At 35.1% G+C, this 18,538-nt stretch carries 20 protein-coding genes; 10 read left to right on the top strand and 10 right to left on the bottom strand.

The window, feature by feature from the left end:
• Positions 1–182 precede the first annotated feature (182 nt).
• The 4 genes from VL047_RS11630 to hisS all read left to right on the top strand — a co-directional run bounded on the left by VL047_RS11630 (position 183) and on the right by hisS (position 3,895).
• Positions 183–1,367, top strand: a complete 1,185-nt coding sequence (locus VL047_RS11630) for a serine hydrolase domain-containing protein (protein ID WP_325360745.1) — start codon at positions 183–185, stop codon at positions 1,365–1,367.
• A 45-nt stretch (positions 1,368–1,412) separates the two neighbouring features.
• Positions 1,413–1,718 (top strand): YbaB/EbfC family nucleoid-associated protein, encoded by a 306-nt coding sequence (locus VL047_RS11625; protein WP_325360744.1) that lies wholly within the window; start codon positions 1,413–1,415, stop codon positions 1,716–1,718.
• 6 nt (positions 1,719–1,724) lie between these two features.
• Positions 1,725–2,408: a metal-dependent hydrolase gene (locus tag VL047_RS11620; RefSeq protein WP_325360742.1), complete on the top strand. Its 684-nt coding sequence runs from the start codon at positions 1,725–1,727 to the stop codon at positions 2,406–2,408.
• Positions 2,409–2,515: 107 nt separating this feature from the next.
• Positions 2,516–3,895 (top strand): histidine--tRNA ligase, encoded by a 1,380-nt coding sequence (hisS, locus tag VL047_RS11615; RefSeq protein ID WP_325360739.1) that lies wholly within the window; start codon positions 2,516–2,518, stop codon positions 3,893–3,895.
• A gap of 40 nt (positions 3,896–3,935) precedes the next feature.
• Here the strand turns inward: hisS and argH are convergent, their stop codons facing one another.
• From argH to VL047_RS11570, 9 genes are read right to left on the bottom strand one after another with little or no spacing between them, the layout of a single operon-like run.
• Positions 3,936–5,267: an argininosuccinate lyase gene (argH, locus tag VL047_RS11610; RefSeq protein WP_325360737.1), complete on the bottom strand. Its 1,332-nt coding sequence runs from the start codon at positions 5,265–5,267 to the stop codon at positions 3,936–3,938.
• A gap of 31 nt (positions 5,268–5,298) precedes the next feature.
• The gene (locus VL047_RS11605) at positions 5,299–6,366 is read right to left on the bottom strand and encodes a M20 family metallo-hydrolase (RefSeq protein ID WP_325360736.1); all 1,068 of its coding nucleotides are present in this window, start codon (positions 6,364–6,366) and stop codon (positions 5,299–5,301) included.
• A 10-nt stretch (positions 6,367–6,376) separates the two neighbouring features.
• On the bottom strand, positions 6,377–7,186 hold the full coding sequence (proC, locus tag VL047_RS11600; RefSeq protein ID WP_325360735.1) for a pyrroline-5-carboxylate reductase: 810 nt from the start codon (positions 7,184–7,186) through the stop codon (positions 6,377–6,379).
• An 8-nt stretch (positions 7,187–7,194) separates the two neighbouring features.
• On the bottom strand, positions 7,195–7,983 hold the full coding sequence (gene argB, locus VL047_RS11595; protein WP_325360733.1) for an acetylglutamate kinase: 789 nt from the start codon (positions 7,981–7,983) through the stop codon (positions 7,195–7,197).
• Between the two features lie 14 nt (positions 7,984–7,997).
• Complete coding sequence (locus VL047_RS11590) at positions 7,998–8,954, bottom strand: acetylornithine carbamoyltransferase (RefSeq protein WP_325360732.1); 957 nt, start codon at positions 8,952–8,954, stop codon at positions 7,998–8,000.
• Positions 8,955–8,984: 30 nt separating this feature from the next.
• The gene (locus VL047_RS11585) at positions 8,985–10,118 is read right to left on the bottom strand and encodes an aspartate aminotransferase family protein (RefSeq protein ID WP_325360730.1); all 1,134 of its coding nucleotides are present in this window, start codon (positions 10,116–10,118) and stop codon (positions 8,985–8,987) included.
• A gap of 10 nt (positions 10,119–10,128) precedes the next feature.
• Positions 10,129–11,118, bottom strand: a complete 990-nt coding sequence (gene argC, locus VL047_RS11580) for an N-acetyl-gamma-glutamyl-phosphate reductase (protein ID WP_325360729.1) — start codon at positions 11,116–11,118, stop codon at positions 10,129–10,131.
• Entirely contained in the window at positions 11,119–12,312 is a 1,194-nt protein-coding gene (argG, locus tag VL047_RS11575; protein ID WP_325360727.1) for an argininosuccinate synthase, read from the bottom strand.
• A 22-nt stretch (positions 12,313–12,334) separates the two neighbouring features.
• Positions 12,335–13,027 carry a GNAT family N-acetyltransferase gene (locus VL047_RS11570; protein WP_325360725.1) on the bottom strand — a complete coding sequence of 231 codons (693 nt, stop codon included), beginning with the start codon at positions 13,025–13,027 and terminating at the stop codon, positions 12,335–12,337.
• 480 nt (positions 13,028–13,507) lie between these two features.
• Between VL047_RS11570 and VL047_RS11565 the strand changes: the two genes are divergently transcribed.
• The 5 genes from VL047_RS11565 (at position 13,508) to VL047_RS11545 (ending at position 16,834) form a co-directional block, all read left to right on the top strand.
• On the top strand, positions 13,508–15,211 hold the full coding sequence (locus VL047_RS11565) for a glycoside hydrolase family 3 protein (RefSeq protein WP_325360723.1): 1,704 nt from the start codon (positions 13,508–13,510) through the stop codon (positions 15,209–15,211).
• Between the two features lie 116 nt (positions 15,212–15,327).
• On the top strand, positions 15,328–15,519 hold the full coding sequence (locus VL047_RS11560; RefSeq protein WP_132223239.1) for a cold-shock protein: 192 nt from the start codon (positions 15,328–15,330) through the stop codon (positions 15,517–15,519).
• A gap of 157 nt (positions 15,520–15,676) precedes the next feature.
• On the top strand, positions 15,677–15,946 hold the full coding sequence (locus tag VL047_RS11555) for a YtxH domain-containing protein (protein ID WP_325360718.1): 270 nt from the start codon (positions 15,677–15,679) through the stop codon (positions 15,944–15,946).
• Between the two features lie 62 nt (positions 15,947–16,008).
• Positions 16,009–16,374 (top strand): hypothetical protein, encoded by a 366-nt coding sequence (locus VL047_RS11550; protein ID WP_325360716.1) that lies wholly within the window; start codon positions 16,009–16,011, stop codon positions 16,372–16,374.
• Complete coding sequence (locus tag VL047_RS11545; protein WP_325360714.1) at positions 16,361–16,834, top strand: hypothetical protein; 474 nt, start codon at positions 16,361–16,363, stop codon at positions 16,832–16,834. The genes VL047_RS11550 and VL047_RS11545 overlap by 14 nt, the downstream gene beginning before the upstream one ends.
• On the opposite strand, the gene VL047_RS11540 is transcribed toward VL047_RS11545, so the two are convergent.
• Positions 16,831–17,757, bottom strand: coding sequence for a GDP-L-fucose synthase (locus VL047_RS11540; protein WP_325360712.1), 927 nt, complete (start codon positions 17,755–17,757; stop codon positions 16,831–16,833). The two genes, VL047_RS11545 and VL047_RS11540, sit on opposite strands and share 4 nt — an antisense overlap.
• 73 nt (positions 17,758–17,830) lie before the next feature.
• On the opposite strand from VL047_RS11540, the gene trmB reads away from it, so the two are divergent.
• Entirely contained in the window at positions 17,831–18,499 is a 669-nt protein-coding gene (trmB, locus tag VL047_RS11535) for a tRNA (guanosine(46)-N7)-methyltransferase TrmB (protein WP_325360710.1), read from the top strand.
• The last annotated feature ends 39 nt before the right edge of the window (positions 18,500–18,538 follow it).

The following is an 18,538-nucleotide window of genomic DNA, read 5'->3' as shown; positions in this document are numbered from 1 at the left end:
AGTTAAAAATATAAACCTTTTAGAGTAAGACTCTTTCCTCTAAATTGAATTAATATTGTCAATATCGTGACAATAATTAGGTGTGTGATCAGATATGATTTTATTAGATGCTAATAAACTCGGATTTTTAAATTTATTTACGCAATTTCGTCGTTGTTAAAGAGCGAAATCCCTTTGGAAATATGTTGAAAATTAAAAACCTTTTTGTTTTTGTTATCCCCTTAGCCTTAATTGCCTGTTCTTCTGCAGAAAGTAAAAGAGTTAAGATTGAGGAAGAGCAAAAGATTACAGACAGTATCCGACTTGTTTATTCTCCAGAAAATGCAGACAAACGAATCGATGAATTTATGAAAAAACTGCATAGTCGTTCTGCTTTTAATGGGAATGTGCTTATTGCAAAAAAAGGAAAGATTATTTATAAGAATTCTTTTGGCTGGGCCGATTATTTACATCGCGATAGTTTAACCATTAATTCTCAATTTGAACTGGCGTCTGTTTCTAAACCTTTAACGGCCACCGCAGTTTTGATGCTGATAGAACGTGGTAAATTGCGACTGGATCAAACCGTTAATGATTTTTTCCCTGAGTTCCCATACGAAGGAGTTACTATAAAGCAACTTTTAAGTCATAGGTCGGGCTTACCTAATTACGTTTATTTTGTAGATGGAATCTGGAAAGATAAAAAGAATGGCTTAACAAATAGACAAGTAATGGATCTCCTAATTCAGCATAAACCCGGACGGTATAATGTGCCTGATGCAAGATTTCTTTATAATAACAGTAATTTCATGGTTCTAGCCGCTATTGTTGAAGTGGTTTCAGGTCAGTCTTTTACTGTTTTTATGCAAGAGAATATTTTTAAACCGCTGGGGATGAAAAATACGGCGGTGTATTCTAAGGCTGATTATGAAACTATTCCAACAGGGGTTATTGGCCATGATAAAGTTTGGCGACGTTCAGTAGTACAGAACTTTTTAGATGGCCCGGTAGGGGATAAAGGAATATATAGCACGGTAGATGATTTATACTTATTTGACAGAGCCTTAATAGAGGGGCGGGTGTTGGGTAAAGATTTATTAGACTCTGCTTATGTGGGGAGAAGTAAGCCAACTAAAGAGGTTTTTAATTATGGTTATGGATGGCGATTGTATGAGAAAGGCAACCATGTTATAGCATACCATACCGGTTGGTGGCATGGGTTTAAAAATCTGTATATCCGTGATTTTAAGAACGATATTACCATTGTTCTGTTATCTAATATGGCGAATGCGAGTTTAAATCATTTAGATGGTTTATATGAAATATTAGATATGCCTGTTATTCGTCAGGGAGCTTATTCCGGAAATGGGGAGTTGCTGGATAATTAAAGTGATGACTGTGTAAATTTTGTATTTTTAATAAAGCAATATAATATGTTCGATAAATTGTTCCAAGCACAGCAGAAAGCTGAAGAGATAAAAAAAAGACTTGATACTATTAGTGTTTCCGGAGAAGTTGAAGGAGGAAAAATTAAAGTTATTTCAACTGCAAATAAAGAGATTAAGAATATAATAATTGATCCTCTATATTTTAAGGAAGCTGATAGTGAAGAACTGGAAGAATTGTTAGTAATAGCAATTAATAAGGCGCTGAAGCAGGCAGAAGATATTAGCCAAACCGAGATGCAGGCAGCAACAAAAGATATGCTTGGCGGACTTGGAGGCATGTTCAATAAATAAAGTAGGATGGAAGCGGTATATTATGGCCACTCAACAGTGGGATTAAATTTGAATAATATTGAGGTCTTGTTCGATCCCTTTATTACTCATAATAAATTAGCGGCACACGTTGACTTAGGAGCTTTAAAACCTGATTATATATTTTTAAGCCATTGCCATGGAGATCATGTTGCGGATTTGGTGGAAGTTCAAAGAAATGGGAATTCACAAGTTGTTTCTATTGTTGAATCTGCTGCATGGGTTAAGAAACAAGGAATTGCAACGGATAAGGTGACAGGGATGAATTTTGGTGGAACTATTTCAACTGATTTCGGATCAGCAAAAATGGTGTATGCTTTGCATACAAACAGCACTCCCGAAGGCGGATACGCAGGTGTAGCTGCCGGTTATGTATTAAAATCTGGGGATAAAACTATCTATTTTGCCGGCGATACTGCTCTTACGCTTGAAATGCAATTATTGGCTGATCAAAACCTGGATTGGGCTTTTTTACCGATCGGAGGCTTTTTTACAATGGATGTTGAGGATGCAATAAAGGCTGCAGGATTGATTAATTGTAAGAATATAATCGGCATCCACTACAATACATTTCCTCCAATAGAAATTAATACAGAAGAAGCGATCGAAAAGTTTCGTAAAGCCGGATTTAACTTGCATTTACTGAAGGTTGGAGAAAAAATCAGTTTATAAAATCCTATTTATTTAATTTTCAAAAGAATAAGTACTTCACTTAGAATCTGCTTTAATCCTTGGCTTGTTCGTGTCCTTAGTGAGGTATAATCGTTACATTTGTGCATATGGCAAAGCTTAAACCTACTTTAGCAAAAGGGACTCGTGATTTTTCTCCACTAGTAATGGAGAAGCGTAATTATATTTTCAATACTATTAAAACGGTTTTTAAGAAGTATGGTTATAGTGAAATACAAACACCATCTTTTGAAAACCTAGATACCTTAACAGGTAAATATGGAGAAGAGGGAGATCAATTAATCTTTAAGATATTGAACTCCGGAGATTATCTATCTAAGATCTCTAAAGATCAATTGAGTACAATTGCTTCAAAAGGGTTAACTCCAATTATTTCAGAGAAGGCTCTTCGTTATGATTTAACGGTGCCCTTTGCCCGCTATGTGGTTATGCATCAAAATGAGATAACGTATCCATTTAAGCGCTATCAGATTCAACCCGTTTGGCGTGCTGATCGGCCTCAAAGAGGTCGATATCGTGAGTTTTATCAGTGTGATGCGGATGTTGTTGGGTCAGCGAGCCTTCTGAATGAGGCGGAGTTTATAGCCATTTATTTCGAAGTTCTGGGGAAATTTGGTTTAAAGGACTTCAGCATAAAAATAAATAACAGAAAGGTTTTAGCGGGCATCGCCGATGTATTAGATCGGAGCGATTTATTAATAGAGATGACTGTTGCTATCGATAAGTTGGATAAAATAGGTGTTAAAGGTGTTGAAAAGGAGTTGATTGAGCGAGGCTTTACAGAGAGTAACGTAGAGAAACTAAATCCGATATTGCAGTCGTCAGGAAGCATTGATGATCAATTATTATTGCTAAACGCCTTTTTAGAGAATTCAATAATTGGTAAAAAAGGAATTGAGGAAATTGAAGAAGTTATTTCGTATGTAAATATCCTTGATCCGCAGATTTTAAACAAGCTCCAATTAGATATTACATTAGCGCGAGGATTAAACTATTATACCGGAACTATTTTAGAAGTTAAAACCAATGAAGTGGTGATGGGAAGTATAGGAGGCGGTGGGCGCTATGATGATTTAACCGGGATGTTTGGATTAGCAGGTTTAACTGGTGTCGGTATTTCTTTTGGAGCTGATAGAATATACGATGTTTTAGAAGAACTCAATCTGTTTCCTCAAGATACTGAAGAAGGGACAAAGGTATTAATTAGTAATTTTGACTTAGCTGCAGAGAAATATTCATTACCGCTTTTGCAAAGATTGCGGAAAGAAGGGATTGCTGCTGAAATATATCCGACCGCTGCTAAATTAAAGAAGCAGATGTCTTATGCGCATACAAAGAATATTCCTTTCGTTATTCTTGTAGGTGAAGAAGAGATGCAAAAAGGACAGTATACACTTAAGGATATGAAAAGTGGTGATCAACAGCAATTGACTGAATCGGAACTATTGAAGTACTTTGGAGAAGAGTAAAAAGCGCATTCTGAGAGTACTTTCTAACGATTTATTACTTTTAAGAGACTAGTTCTTTTAATGCCTGATTCACCTTGTCAAAATTAAATGAGCTGTAAACCATATCAAACTGATCTTTGATCTGTTCGTTGCAAAGATTTCCGATACTTCCTTCGTGTGTATGATTAACTTCTCTTTGAGGTTTAAAGGTGCCGTTTTCTATAGACATGCCAATATTCTTGTATGCTTCACGAAACGGGACGCCTTTTAATACTTCATTATTTACGACTTCCACACTGAACAAGTAGTCATATTTTGTATCGTCGATGATATTATTTTTAATAATTATATTTTCCAGCATGTGATTACACATAGTTAGAGATTCGTTTAAGGATTCGAATGCTGGAAATAGATTTTCTTTTAGCAATTGTAAATCGCGATGATATCCTGAAGGCAAGTTTGTTGTCATCAAAGCAATCTCATTTGGTAAAGCTTGAATTTTATTACAACGAGAACGGATTAGCTCAAACACGTCCGGATTCTTTTTATGAGGCATGATGCTTGATCCGGTAGTTAACTCATCTGGAAAAGATAGAAAACCGAAGTTCTGATTCATGTATAGACAAATATCCATTGAGAACTTAGCAAGGGTTGCTGCGATAGAAGACATCCCCTGAGCTAAAATACGCTCAGTTTTACCTCTCCCCATTTGTGCGTATACTACGTTGTAATTTAAAGTGTCAAAACCCAACAATTCGGTAGTAAGAGTACGGTTTAAAGGAAAGGAAGATCCATAACCTGCTGCAGAGCCAAGAGGATTCTTATTGCAGACCTTCCAGGCTGCTAACATCATCTCTAAGTCGTCAATTAAACTCTCGGCATAAGCCCCGAACCATAGTCCGAAAGAAGAAGGCATTGCTATTTGAAGATGTGTATATCCAGGGATTAATATAGATTTATGTTTTTCGCTTAAACTAATTAATTGATTAAAAAGCAGATTTGTATTATTAACAATATGCTCAATTTCACTTCTGAAGAATAATTTTAAATCAACAAGAACCTGGTCATTTCTTGAACGGCCACTATGTATTTTCTTGCCAGCTTCACCTATACGCTGAGTTAAAAGGAACTCTATCTGAGAATGTACATCTTCAACATCATCATCGATTTTGAAATTTCCCTTCTCTACTTCTTTAAAAATGGATTTTAATTCTTCCTGAATCTGTGCTAACTCCTCTTTAGACAATAAACCAATACTTTCTAACATTTGAGTGTGTGCTAATGAGCCTAATATATCAGCAGCAGCTAAATTAACATCTAATTCCCTGTCGTGGCCTACGGTAAATTTATCTACAGCATTTTCGGTTTTTGTGTTTTTTTGCCAGAGTTTCATTTCAATTATCTTTATGGTAGATCGTGTATAATTAGAGTAGTATGGAATTAAGTATTTGAATGTAGAATTTTATTCCTTCTTCAATTTCATGAATATAAATATATTCATCCGCCATATGGGATCTTGCCGAATCTCCAGGGCCTAATTTTAAAGAAGGGATATTTAGTAATGCTTGATCGCTGGTAGTAGGTGAGCCATACGTTTCATGACCTAAGGCAAGGCCAGCTTGAACTATGGGATGGCTCAAAGGTATAGAAGATGGTTTTAACCGTGTGGATCTGGCAACTGCTTGCGAATCTATATGCTGTTGAATAATTGCAAGGACTTCTTCATTACTATAAGCATCTGTAACCCGAATATCAACAGTAAATTTACAGCTTGCAGGAACTACATTGTGTTGCGATCCTGCTTCGATGACTGTTACATTCATGGAAATAGGTCCGAATACAGTTGATTCTTTTGGGAATCGGAAGGTTCTGAACCAGTTAATGTCTTCAATTGCTTTATAGATGGCATTTTCTCCCTCATTTCTTGCAGCATGCCCAGCTTTCCCGGTTGCCTCACAATCGATTACCATTAATCCCCGTTCAGCTATTGCTAATTGCATTAAGGTTGGCTCTCCGACGATTGCGAAATCAAGATCTCCCAAGTCATCTAGTATAGATTCAATACCGTTTCTTCCAGAGATTTCCTCTTCTGCAGTAGCAGCATAGCAAAGGTTATATTTTAAATCTTTCTGATCATTGAAATAGCGGAACGCAGCTAATAAGGATACTAAACTGCCTCCGGCGTCATTGCTTCCTAAGCCGTATAGCTTATTTTCTTCAGTAGTAGATAGAAAAGGGTCTCTTGTATAGCCCGAATTGGGCTTAACAGTATCGTGATGTGAATTTAGCAGAATTGTTGGCTTATCCGGATCAAAGAATTTATTATGACACCAAATATTGTTACCTTTTCTCTGGTATGATATTTCAGTCGAATTTAAAAATCGGATTATTTCTAAGGCAGTTTTATCTTCTTCCTTACTAAATGAAGGTATACAAATTAGAGATTTTAAAAGAGAGATACTCTCGTCTGTAAGGTTCTGTATACTTTGCATAAATTATGAACTAATTATCGGCACTATACAAACCACCCGCTTTGAGAGCTGATAATTTTATTCCTTTAATAAGCGATGAACTGTACCCGTTATGTTCCATTTCATTCAATCCGGCGATGGTACATCCTTTCGGAGAGGTTACTTTATCAATCTCTCTTTCTGGGTGACTTTGTGTCTGTAAAAGTAAATCGGCTGCGCCTTTGGCTGTTTGTACAGCCATTTTTAATGCTTCATCTGCATGAAATCCTACTTCTACTCCTCCTTGAGATGCAGCTCTGATTCCCCTTAGGAAAAAAGCAATACCACATGAACATAACGCAGTAGCTGCAGTCATTAAATCTTCGTTGATTTTCATCACAGCACCCACGGTCTCAAACATGCGGATTACTTTCTGCATGTTTTCTTTGGAAGTATCTTCACATGCAATGCAGGTCATAGATTGACCGATTGATATGGCTGTATTTGGCATTGCGCGAATAACCTGAATGTCCTGTCCAAGCTTATTCTTGATATCTTGGCAAGTTACGCCTGAAATTACCGAAACGATTAATTGCTCCTTTGAATTTAAATGATCTTTTATTTCTCCTAATACATCATTTAATTGTTGTGGGAGAATAGCTAAAACAATGGTATGGGCTCCTTTTATCGCTTCTGCATTATTTGAACTAACTTCAAATCCAAGACTAATGGCTTCGGTTAAATGCTGCAGGTTTCTACGGGTAAGGGTTACTTCCTTAGGAGAACAAAAGTTTTTATTAGCTAATCCTTTTGCTAAAGATAGACCGATATTTCCTGATCCGATAATCGTAACTTTTTTCATTGTCTTATTTATTTCAATATTCGTGAGCCAAATTTATTGTCTTTTAGAAGAGGAAGATCTGAAGCCTGACCTATTAGAACTTCTTTAACTCCTTTATTAATTGCATCAAATGCATTATGAAGCTTCGGAATCATTCCATCAGTTATAGTACCGTCTTGTTGTAAAGGGATAAAATCTTTTTCTTTTATTTCTGAAACAACGGAACTATCGTCATTGACATCTCTTAAAACGCCCTTTTTCTCAAAACAATAAATAAGAGAAGTTTCAAAATGTGATGATAGAGCAACAGCTATGCTTGAAGCAATTGTATCTGCATTGGTGTTTAATAGTTGACCTTGTCCGTTATGAGTGATTGCAGAAAAAACCGGAATAAAATCTGCATTTAAGAAAGCAATAAGGCTTTCCGAATTTACTGAGTTCTCTAGCAGGTCACCAACCCATCCATAATCAACAGTTTTAACAGGTCTTTTTATTGCTTTTATGCAGTTCCCGTCTGCACCTGATAGTCCTATGGCATTATTTCCATAGCTTTGCAGGGCTGCAACAACGTTTTTATTAATTAAGCCGGCATAAACCATGGTTACAATATCTAACGTTTCCTTGTCAGTAACCCTGCGGCCATCAATTAATGTTGCTTTAATTCCTAAATCAGAAGCGAGTTTAGTTGCGATTTTACCACCACCATGAATTAATATTTTTGAACCATTAATCGCTGAAAAATTGTTTAAAAAGTTATTTAACTGATCGGGATTATCAATTATATTTCCTCCAATTTTGATAACGGTTAATTTTCTCATTTCTGTTTTAGCCTCTAAGATAGTTCTTCTAAAATGGTTTTTAAAACAGTTTGTGCTGCCCATAAACGATTTCCTGCTTCAGTTTGAACGAGCGATTGCGGTCCGTCTAATATTTCAGAGGCAAGTTCAACATCTCTTCTAACCGGTAGACAATGCATAACCTTAGTATTCTCACTTAATCTTTCGGAATTAAGCATCCAGTCTTCATCTGTTGCAATTATCTTTCCGTACTCTTGAAAGCCCGACCAGTTCTTTACATAAACGAAATCTGCATCCTTAATAGCTTCTGATTGGTTATGTGTAATTGTTACTCCTTCGGTGAATTCTTCTGAAAGTTCATAACCTGCAGGATGAGTAATCGTAAAATCAATCATGCCTTCTCTTTGAGCCCTGCTCATCCATTCCGCAAATGAATTTGGAACTGCTTGAGGTAAGGCCTTTACATGAGGAGCCCAAGTAAGAACAACTTTAGGTTTCTCTACCTTTTTTTCTTCTTCAATAGTTAAGAGGTCAGCAAAGCTTTGTAAAGGGTGTCGGGTTGCACTTTCTAAACTTATTACGGGTACTTTGCAGTATTCAATAAATTTATTGAAAAGTTCTTCTGTATAATCCGCTTCGCGATCTTTAAGAGATGGAAAGGAACGCAAACCAACAACATCACAATACTGTCCAATAACTGCAGCGGCTTCTCTAATGTGTTCTACAGAGGTCCCATCCATGACTACACCGTCCTTTGTTTCAAGTGCCCAGCCTTCTTGACCCATATTCATAACCATTACCTGCATTCCTAAATTAAGTCCAGCTTTTTGTGTGCTTAATCGGGTGCGAAGGCTAGGGTTGAGGAAGATGAGCCCCAATGTTTTATGTTTTCCTAAATTTTCTTGACCGAATGGGTTTGCCTTTACGTTTTTTGCTTCAGAAATAAATTTCCGAAGATCAGGTACATCCTTTACAGAGAAGAATTTTTTCATTTTACTTGGTTTATTATATATAATATTAGGTTAAGCTTCTTTAAGTCGTTTGTTTAAAGATTCTAAGAAGAAATTAGCATCCTTTTTGGAAACGGTTAATGAAGGTAGCAAACGGATGACATTAGGATTTGCTACTCCTGTAAATATATGATCTTTGAAAAGTAAGTCTTTCCTTATTTGATTTAGTTCCAGTGGCAGTTCAATACCTATCATTAAACCACGTCCTCTAACTACAGATATTTTATCGAAAGATTTTAATTCTTCTAGCAAATATGAACCTACTTCGGCAGCATTTTGTAATAAGTTTTCTTCTTTAATTATTTCTAATACAGCTAACGCTGCTGCACAAGCTAAATGACTTCCTCCGAAGGTAGTGCCCAGCATCCCATGCCATGGTTTAAATTTGGAAGAGATAGCAACTCCTCCGACTGGAAAACCATTGCCCATTCCTTTTGCCATGGTATAAAGATCTGCCAACTGGTTGGAATAGTCTTGTGCATAGAACTCTCCGGTTCGTCCATAGCCGCATTGAACTTCATCAGCAATAAATACTGCATTATATTGAGTGCATAGCTCCCTGATTTTTGATAAGAACTCTGGAGTCGCCACTTTAATTCCACCGACACCTTGAATGCTTTCAACAATGACAGAAGAAACATCGTTTCCATAACTTTCAAAAGCAGTCTCCAGAGCTTTCAAGTCATTAAAGGGTAGGAAATCAACATCATGAGCGTTTGCTGGGGATACTATTTTTGGATTATCTGTACAAGCAACAGCTAAAGAAGTACGTCCATGAAAAGATCCTTTAAATGCTATTATCTTTTTCCTGTTGTTATAAAAGGATGCAATCTTTAATGCATTCTCATTCGCTTCGGCTCCAGAAGAACAAAGAAATAAATCATATTCCTCTTTTCCAGAAATCTGACCCAGTAAATTGGATAATTGAATTTGTAATGGATTCTCAATAGAGTTAGAATAAAAGGCTACTTTGTTTAGTTGATCGGTAAGCCTTTTTACATAATGAGGATGGGTATGACCAATCGAAATTACTGCGTGACCACCATATAGGTCTAAATATTCTGTCCCTTTATTATCCCAAACTTTTAAACCTGATGCTTTGGTAATTTCGATTGGGTTAAGAGGGTATACATCGAAAGGTTTCATATGTTATAAATTAAAAAACGCTTGATTTTAAGTTGAGTCCTGTATGCTCATCCAGGTCAAACATAATATTCATATTTTGTACTGCCTGGCCGCTTGCTCCTTTGAGCAGGTTATCGGTCATGCTGATAATTAGTAATTTATCTTGATATTTCACTAGATGTAGCAAGCATTTGTTTGTATTTACAACTAATTTTAAATCAATGTTATTTCTGCTAACATGTGTAAATGGATGTGATCTATAGAACTCCTCATATATAGTATAAGCTTCTTCAATACTTAGGTCGCTCTTTATATAGCTTGTAGCAAAAATGCCTCTGGAAAATGCACCCCGTTGAGGGATGAAATTTATGATCGGATTTTCCTGAGAAGAATTGGAAAGTGTTTCTCCAATTTCCAGTAAATGTTGATGCTCAAATATTTTATAGGCAGAAAGGTTATCATTCCTCCAACTATAATGAGAAGTTGGACTTGGATTTTGACCAGCGCCTGTAGAGCCCGTCGTAGCATTAACATGAACCTCAGAATTTATTAGCCCCTTATTTGCAAGAGGTAATAGCGCGAGTTCAATAGTGGTCGCAAAGCAGCCAGCGTTTGCAATGTTGTGAGCAATTTTTATTTTATCACGTTGTAGTTCAGGCAGACCATATATAAAATCTCTTCCTTGAAAATGAGAGTTTGCAGCTAGTCTGAAGTCCTGACTCAGGTCTATTATCCGAATATGTTGAGGAATATTAGTTTCAGATAAGAATTTGCGAGCATTTCCATGACCAACACATAAAAATAGAACGTCTATATCATTACTGAAATTATTGGAAAAGAGAAGATCTGTTTCTCCAATTAAGTCAGTATGTACAGAGGAAATAGGATTACCTCCATTGCTTTCACTGTGTGCAAAAACAATATTTGCATCAGGATGATAGATAAGCAATCTGATTAACTCTCCACCAGTATATCCGGCGGAACCAACAATACCTATTCTTATTTTTTGTTGTGAATTCATTTAATTTTCTCCTTTGTTGATTTTATGCCAAATCATAACTTGATTTCCAAAGATCTTTGAAAAGCCTTTTACATCATCTGCTGTCCACAATTTGTTCATTTCTCCATAACTACCAAATTTATTTGACATCAAATCACTTCCTGATTCAATACCGATAATCTGGAAGCGATGAGGATTAAGCTCTACAATTACTTTTCCATTAACAAATTCTTGTGAATTAGCTAGAAACGCTTCAATATCCCGCATTATCGGATCATGAAACTGGCCTTCGTGCATCCAATTGCCATAGAAGGCAGATAACTGATCTTTCCAACTTAATTGCCACTTTGTAAGTGTATGTTTTTCAAGAGTATGGTGTGCCTTTATGATAATTAAAGGTGCGGCGGCTTCAAATCCTACTCTTCCTTTAATTCCAATAATTGTATCTCCAACGTGGATATCTCTACCGATTCCATAAGGTTGAGCGATCTTTTGTAGTTTTTGTATAACTTCAGTAGGTTTTAACTGCTCACCATTTAAAGCCACTGGCTCACCTTGTTTAAATTCGATTGTTATCTGTCGTGCTTCAGTTGAGGTGATAGGAGTAGGCCATGCCTCTTCTGGTAAGGTCTGATTAGAAGTTAGTGTTTCTTTTCCTCCTACAGAAGTTCCCCAAATTCCTTTATTAATTGAGTATTTAGCTTTTTCTGCATTGAATTGAACTCCATGCTTTTGCAAGTAGGCAATCTCTTCCTCCCTGCTTAATTGCATATCCCGGATGGGAGTTATGATAGCAACTTCAGGAATTAATATATTAAAGATCATATCAAAGCGAACCTGATCGTTTCCTGCACCTGTACTTCCATGAGCCACAAAATCAGCATCTATTTCCTTTGCATATTTTGCAATAGCAGTAGCTTGTGAAACGCGTTCTGCACTTACTGAAAGAGGGTAGGTTGCATTTTTTAAAACGTTTCCGAAAATTAAGTATTTAATGCTACTCTCATAATAGTTTTCAACCTCATCTACCGTTTTATGTGAAGTTACACCCATGTCATAGGCTCTTTTTTCTACTTGGTTAAGTTCTTCTTCAGAAAAACCACCGGTATTAACTAAAACTGAATGTACTTCTAGCCCTAGATCCCGAGTTAAGTAAATTACACAATATGATGTATCTAATCCGCCACTATAAGCTAATACTACTTTTTTCTTCATTTCTTTATTGATCTTATTTTAATTAATGCAGAATCATTGTTAAAACTATTTTGGTTGAACGTCTAAACTTCAGACTAAGTCTTTTCAAAAGAGAGGATTTTTTGGTGATCTGCTTTAGACGTTCTTTTGCACGAGCTTTATCCTCGATCTTTTGTCTGATCTCTTTCTCTTTCTCAACGGGATCCCAAAGCATTGCTGTACAGAGACAGTTCTTTTTACCCTTACTTAATAAAGTCTCGTAATTTACACAGCTTTGGCAACCTTTCCAAAATTCTTCGTCCTGTGTCAACTCAGAGTAGGTCACTGGTTCATAGCCTAGTTCTGAATTTATTTTCATGACTGCACGGCCTGTGGTTAACCCAAATATTTTAGCTGTTGGATACTTTTCTCTTGAAAGCAAGAAAACTCTTTTCTTTATTGCTTTGGCTAAACCACAGTTACGATATTCAGGATTAACGATTAAGCCTGAATTTGCAACATACTCACCGTGGCTGAAGGTTTCTATATAGCAAAAGCCTGCCCATAAGCCTTCTTCTTTAGTTAAAGCAATTACAGCTTTCCCTTCTTGCATTTTCTTTGCAACATATTCGGGTTTTCTGCGAGCTATTCCTGTACCGCGAGCTTTGGCTGATTCAGCCATTTCTATGCAGATCTGCTCTGCATATTTGGTGTGTACTTCTGTTGCAGGAATTACAATGAAATCTGAAAGGGTCATTTATACAAATTCATTATTGTTAAAACAATCGTTTTAATATAGGATAAAAATTTATTGAATAATTTTTGAAGAGGGACTTTCTTCAAAAACAACTGGGATATGCCAATATTAAGCCCTTGGCTTTAGGGGTCGTCGGACTCTTAAAGTGGGTGTACTGGCAAAACGAAAAATACAAATATCCAGTGATACAGCATTTTTAGCTGTTGAAGGAATAAGGTTTGTATCGTTTAGAAATGATTTCATTGTTGTAAAAAAATCTAGAAGCAAATGTAAAAAATATAATCTATAAATAAATAAAGTTTTGTTATTTTTTTAATTTTAATTAAAGTAAATTGACATTGATAGAGTTTTTCAACAGATTAAATGACAATTTTCATTGAAAAGCCTATTGAAATTTATAAATATTATAAAAGGATTAAATCATATGGGCTTTAAATGAATTACCATTAGTTAAGTATATTTGAACTGTAAATTATTTCCATGAAAAATATAGTTTTATTAATAATATTACTGTCTTTTGGTAATCAGCTAAAAGCTCAGGAAAAACGTGATTTCGTAACCTTCATTAACCGACAACACGGTTGGGTTGATTCAGTTTATAAGAAATTAAATAAACGGGAGAGAATTGCACAATTATTTATGGTGCGTACTCATACTAATTTGGGACAAAATTACATTGATTCTGTTGCAAAAGTTATTAAGAGGGAAAAATTAGGTGGAATAGTTCTTTTTCAAGGAGGTCCTGTCAGACATGCAAATCTTATAAATAGATATCAAAGTTTATCAGAAGTTCCATTATTAGTAGCGATAGATGGAGAGTGGGGGTTAGGTATGCGTTTACCAGATTCTACAATCTCTTATCCTTACCAGATGGCATTAGGTGCTATTCAGGATAATTCATTAATTTATACTATGGGGCAAAATGTGGCTAAGGACTTAAAACGATTAGGTGTAAATATAAACTTTGCACCGGTTGTTGATATTAATAATAATCCACGTAATCCGGTTATAAATTATCGCTCATTTGGTGAGAATAGGGAAAACGTCACCCAAAAGGGGATTTCCTATATGAAGGGAATGATGGATGAGGGGGTTATTGTCAGTTTAAAGCATTTCCCGGGACATGGGGATACGGATGTTGACTCACATCATGATTTACCTAAATTGGATTTCAGTAAGTCAAGACTTGATTCTTTGGAAATTTATCCATTTAAAAAATTGATTGAAGAAGGTGCTTCAGGAGTAATGGTTGCTCATTTGAATATTCCAAGTTTAGATAATACACCTAATCTGCCTTCATCATTATCTAAGAATGTGGTAACCGATATTTTAAAAAAGGAATTGAATTTTAATGGATTGGTTTTTACCGATGCCATGGATATGGACGGTGTGGTAAAGTACTTTAGAAATGGAGAAGCGGATGTACGTGCTATAATAGCAGGTAATGATGTATTAGAACTTTCTAAGAATAGTAAACGTGCAAATAAGATGATACGTAAGGCGATACGTACGGATAGAATTGATGAGGATGAGCTGACTAAAAGAGTGAAGAAAGTTTTGGCGGCAAAATATTGGTTGGGTTTGAACAATCTAAAACCTGTTCAAACACAGTCTCTTTACGCTGATTTAAATCGTGATTCTTCAAAGCTTTTTAATCAGCTATTGGCAGATAATTCTATTACCCTGTTAAAGGGTAAGGAGGAGCTGGCAGGAAATTCATTTTCGAAGAAAACTGCAGTTATTAGTATTGGTACTGAAAAAATATCTTTCTTTCAGAGTATATTGGGTAAATCTTTTGACAATCAACTAAATTTCATTTTAAGTTCAAATGCTACAACTGATGAAATTGTAAAAGTGAATTCAGCTTTAAGAAACTATGAACAGGTGATTATTGCTTTGCATGATGAAAACATACGGCCTGGTAGTGTTTTACGGTATAACGAAAATGTAAAACTATTTATCAGTGAACTGGCAAGTAGAAACGCTCAATTTATCGTTTTTGCTAATCCTTATACCATAGCTTCTCTCCCTGGAATTGAAGCATCTCGGGTAATAGTTGTCGCTTATCAAAATGATGAGACTATGCAGACTTCGGGAGCAAGGGTCTTTTTGAAACAGATTGAGGCCAAAGGCAAGCTTCCCGTAACAGTTAATAGCTTCTTTAAATATGGAGACGGACTTTAATAAAAGTCTTGTCCTTGTAAAATATATTAAAGAAATAAAAAGAAAAAATAAAAATATTGTAGTATTAGAATATTTTTACGCACTTTTGTACTTTATTAATATTATATTTTAAAATCATGCAAGAAGGAGTAGTAAAATTTTTTAATGAAACTAAAGGTTTCGGATTCATAATTCCTAACTCAGGAGAAAGTGAAATCTTTGTTCATTCAACAGGTCTAATTGACAACATTCGCGAGAACGACAACGTAAGTTTCGACGTAGAACAAGGCAAAAAAGGACTTAATGCGGTAAATGTTAAAGTTATCTAAAACTAATTCATAAATCGTGAAGAGGCCATCTGTAAAGATGGCCTCTTTTTTTTTACAATAGAAATATTAGAATTATGATTTTTTGGCAAACAGTTTGTGTTTGTATTTGTATATTTAAAGAGAGACTTTAAATGGTTATATTTTAAAATATAGATTTATGAATGATAACACAAAGATAGTAGCAGCGTTATTGGCAGGATTAGCTGCAGGGGCTGCATTAGGATTATTATTTGCACCTGAAAAAGGAGTAGATACTCGTGAAAAGTTAAATGAGTCTTTAAAGGATTTAGGAGAAGCGATTAAAGAACGTTCAGCGGAGCAGAAAGAACAGTTTAATGATTTAAAAGAAAAGGTTGTTTCTACTATTAAAACAAAGATGAATCGTGGAAAAGCAGAATTTGAAGATGCTATAGACGAACACGCTTGAATATAAACGAACAAAAGAAGGTTAGTGTATTTAATATACATAGCCTTCTTAAAATATAAAAAATGGAAGATCAGAAATTTTCTTTTCAAGGAGTACTACAAAAGATAAAAGAATATATAGATAATACAAAGGACCTGACAATTTTGAGAATTGTTAGTCGTGTTTCTGATATTATATCGAGTGTTATAACAGATGGGCTATTTATTATATTTAGTTTTTTTGTGTTATTATTTTTAAGTATCAGTTTAGGATTTTATTTCGGTGATTTATTTGATAGTAATTCTTTGGGATTCTTAACTGTAGGTGGTGTATATATCCTCTTTCTTCTTATTTTGAAAATTCTTAAAAGAAGAATAGAGAACAATTTAATTAATCTTTCTATTAGAAAGTTTTTTAAAAAATGGAACGAATCAGATGATAGCAAATAATAATAGAAATATTACAAATGTTGATGAGCTTAGGGCAGAAATCTCTAGATTGACACTTTTACAGAAAGAACAGGAAAACTACTTGAGTGATCAATTTATATTATTACAAGATAAGATAGAGTCTCCTATAAGGGTTTTTAATAAACTAACATCGTGGTTTCCTAAAATAAGCAATGATCTGAATTCGTTCTCTGGAGCAACGGATACGAATTCTGATTGGCTAACGAATTCATTGAGAGTAGGCTTGCCCTTTCTTTTTAATAAAGTATTATTTCGTAAAGCAGGGTTTCTTAAAAAGGCTTTATTATTAATTGCTACACAAAAAATGGCTGGCCGTGTAAATCAAGAGAAAATTACAAAGATAATTGATAAGGTAACCGATATTATACGGCCCAAATCTCAAAAATCTAATAAAAAGAGGAAAGATTATGGTATTCCACCGGATAGTGAATCCTATTAGTTCTTTTTAAGAAAGTCTTTATATGCGATTTCAATACCTTCTTTCAGTTCTGTACTATAACGCCATCCCAGCCCATTAAGTTTAGAAACATCTAATAATTTTCTTGGAGTACCATCGGGTTTACTAGAGTCATATACTATATTTCCTTTGTATCCTATGATTGTTTTTATTAGCTCTGCTAAGTTTTCGATACTAATCTCTTTGTTTGTCCCTATGTTCACAAACTCTTTTTTATCATAAGTTTCCATTAAAAACACAGATGCGTCTGCCATATCGTCGGCAAAAAGAAACTCTCTAAGAGGTGTCCCGCTTCCCCAGATTGTTACTTCTGCCAAATTATTAACCTTAGCTTCATGAAACCTTCTAATCAAAGCAGGTAAAACATGTGAATTTTCCGGATGGTAATTATCATTAATTCCGTATAAATTCGTCGGCATTACTGAAATAAAATTACAGGTATACTGATCCCTATAAGCTTCACAAAGTTTTATCCCTGCAATTTTTGCAATAGCGTAGGGCTCATTGGTAGGTTCAAGTTTACCACTTAAAATATATTCTTCTTTAAGAGGTTGGGGTGCTAATTTGGGGTAAATGCAGCTTGAACCTAAAAACAGCAGTTTTTTTGTTCCATATATATAGGAGCTGTGGATAACATTATTTTGTATACTTAAATTATCATATAGGAACTCAGCTCTATATACATTATTGGCGTTAATACCTCCTACTTTTGCAGCGGCCAGAAACACATAGTCTGGTTTTTCTTTTTTGAAAAATTCGATGACTGCTTGCTGATTTCTTAAGTCGAGCTCGGATGAGGTCTTCAATATGAAATTAGAATATCCCTTGTTTTTTAATTTCCTAAGAATAGCCGATCCAACCATTCCTCGATGTCCCGCAATGTATATTTTAGCTTCTTTCTCCACGTTTTTATAATGATATCCAAAGATAAAACTATTTTTGCCCCTATTAAAGTATAAAGCCAAGCAATAACTATATATGGGCAAAGATAAATTAAGGAAGTTTGCAGAAATTGGGACTTTTGAGAATGTATATCAATTGGAGGAGGGTTTAGTTAATAAAGGTAATTGGTCTAAGAGTCATTTTAAGAATGATAATCCCATCGTGCTTGAATTAGCTTGTGGTAAAGGCGAATATTCAGTAAATATGGCAAAAGCTTTTCCTGATAAGAATTTTATAGGTATTGATTATAAGGGTAATAGGATTTGGATGGGAGCAAAGGCAGCAATCAAAGAATCCATTAATAATGTAGCCTTTCTAAGAATCCAGATTGAAGATATATTAACGTACTTTTCAGAGTCGGAAGTTTCGGAAATATGGATAACATTCCCTGATCCACAGCCTCAGACAAGTAGGGAAAAGAAAAGGTTAACATACGATAGATTTCTTGATAATTATCGGGTTATACTTCAGAATGGCGGATATATGCATTTGAAAACGGACAATGATGGGCTGTATAAATATACCTTTGAAAAGCTTGAAGAACTTGGAGAGCAAATCGTAGCAAATACAACCGATCTTTATCATTCGAAACTCTTGGATGAGACTTTATCCATTAAGACTTATTATGAAAAGAAATACCTAGATGTAGGTAAGAATATAAATTATTTGAAGTGGCTTTTAAAAAAAGACAAATGTTTGATTTAGCTTGTTAGGTCAGACCCCAATTTATATTTCATAAATTTA

This window comes from Albibacterium sp., assembly GCF_035514885.1.
In the GTDB taxonomy this organism is placed as follows: Bacteria; Bacteroidota; Bacteroidia; order Sphingobacteriales; family Sphingobacteriaceae; genus Albibacterium.
Note: the sequence above shows the minus strand (reverse complement) of the source record. Positions and strands in the feature narration are given on the sequence as shown.

Excerpts from the sequence above, each read along its gene's own strand:
- VL047_RS11630 (WP_325360745.1), top strand. The coding sequence starts at position 183 with ATGTTGAAAATTAAAAACCTTTTTGTTTTTGTTATCCCCTTAGCCTTA.
- VL047_RS11625 (WP_325360744.1), top strand. The coding sequence starts at position 1,413 with ATGTTCGATAAATTGTTCCAAGCACAGCAGAAAGCTGAAGAGATAAAA.
- VL047_RS11620 (WP_325360742.1), top strand. The coding sequence starts at position 1,725 with ATGGAAGCGGTATATTATGGCCACTCAACAGTGGGATTAAATTTGAAT.
- hisS (WP_325360739.1), top strand. The coding sequence starts at position 2,516 with ATGGCAAAGCTTAAACCTACTTTAGCAAAAGGGACTCGTGATTTTTCT.
- argH (WP_325360737.1), bottom strand. The coding sequence starts at position 5,267 with ATGAAACTCTGGCAAAAAAACACAAAAACCGAAAATGCTGTAGATAAA.
- VL047_RS11605 (WP_325360736.1), bottom strand. The coding sequence starts at position 6,366 with ATGCAAAGTATACAGAACCTTACAGACGAGAGTATCTCTCTTTTAAAA.
- proC (WP_325360735.1), bottom strand. The coding sequence starts at position 7,186 with ATGAAAAAAGTTACGATTATCGGATCAGGAAATATCGGTCTATCTTTA.
- argB (WP_325360733.1), bottom strand. The coding sequence starts at position 7,983 with ATGAGAAAATTAACCGTTATCAAAATTGGAGGAAATATAATTGATAAT.
- VL047_RS11590 (WP_325360732.1), bottom strand. The coding sequence starts at position 8,954 with ATGAAAAAATTCTTCTCTGTAAAGGATGTACCTGATCTTCGGAAATTT.
- VL047_RS11585 (WP_325360730.1), bottom strand. The coding sequence starts at position 10,118 with ATGAAACCTTTCGATGTATACCCTCTTAACCCAATCGAAATTACCAAA.
- argC (WP_325360729.1), bottom strand. The coding sequence starts at position 11,118 with ATGAATTCACAACAAAAAATAAGAATAGGTATTGTTGGTTCCGCCGGA.
- argG (WP_325360727.1), bottom strand. The coding sequence starts at position 12,312 with ATGAAGAAAAAAGTAGTATTAGCTTATAGTGGCGGATTAGATACATCA.
- VL047_RS11570 (WP_325360725.1), bottom strand. The coding sequence starts at position 13,027 with ATGACCCTTTCAGATTTCATTGTAATTCCTGCAACAGAAGTACACACC.
- VL047_RS11565 (WP_325360723.1), top strand. The coding sequence starts at position 13,508 with ATGAAAAATATAGTTTTATTAATAATATTACTGTCTTTTGGTAATCAG.
- VL047_RS11560 (WP_132223239.1), top strand. The coding sequence starts at position 15,328 with ATGCAAGAAGGAGTAGTAAAATTTTTTAATGAAACTAAAGGTTTCGGA.
- VL047_RS11555 (WP_325360718.1), top strand. The coding sequence starts at position 15,677 with ATGAATGATAACACAAAGATAGTAGCAGCGTTATTGGCAGGATTAGCT.
- VL047_RS11550 (WP_325360716.1), top strand. The coding sequence starts at position 16,009 with ATGGAAGATCAGAAATTTTCTTTTCAAGGAGTACTACAAAAGATAAAA.
- VL047_RS11545 (WP_325360714.1), top strand. The coding sequence starts at position 16,361 with ATGATAGCAAATAATAATAGAAATATTACAAATGTTGATGAGCTTAGG.
- trmB (WP_325360710.1), top strand. The coding sequence starts at position 17,831 with ATGGGCAAAGATAAATTAAGGAAGTTTGCAGAAATTGGGACTTTTGAG.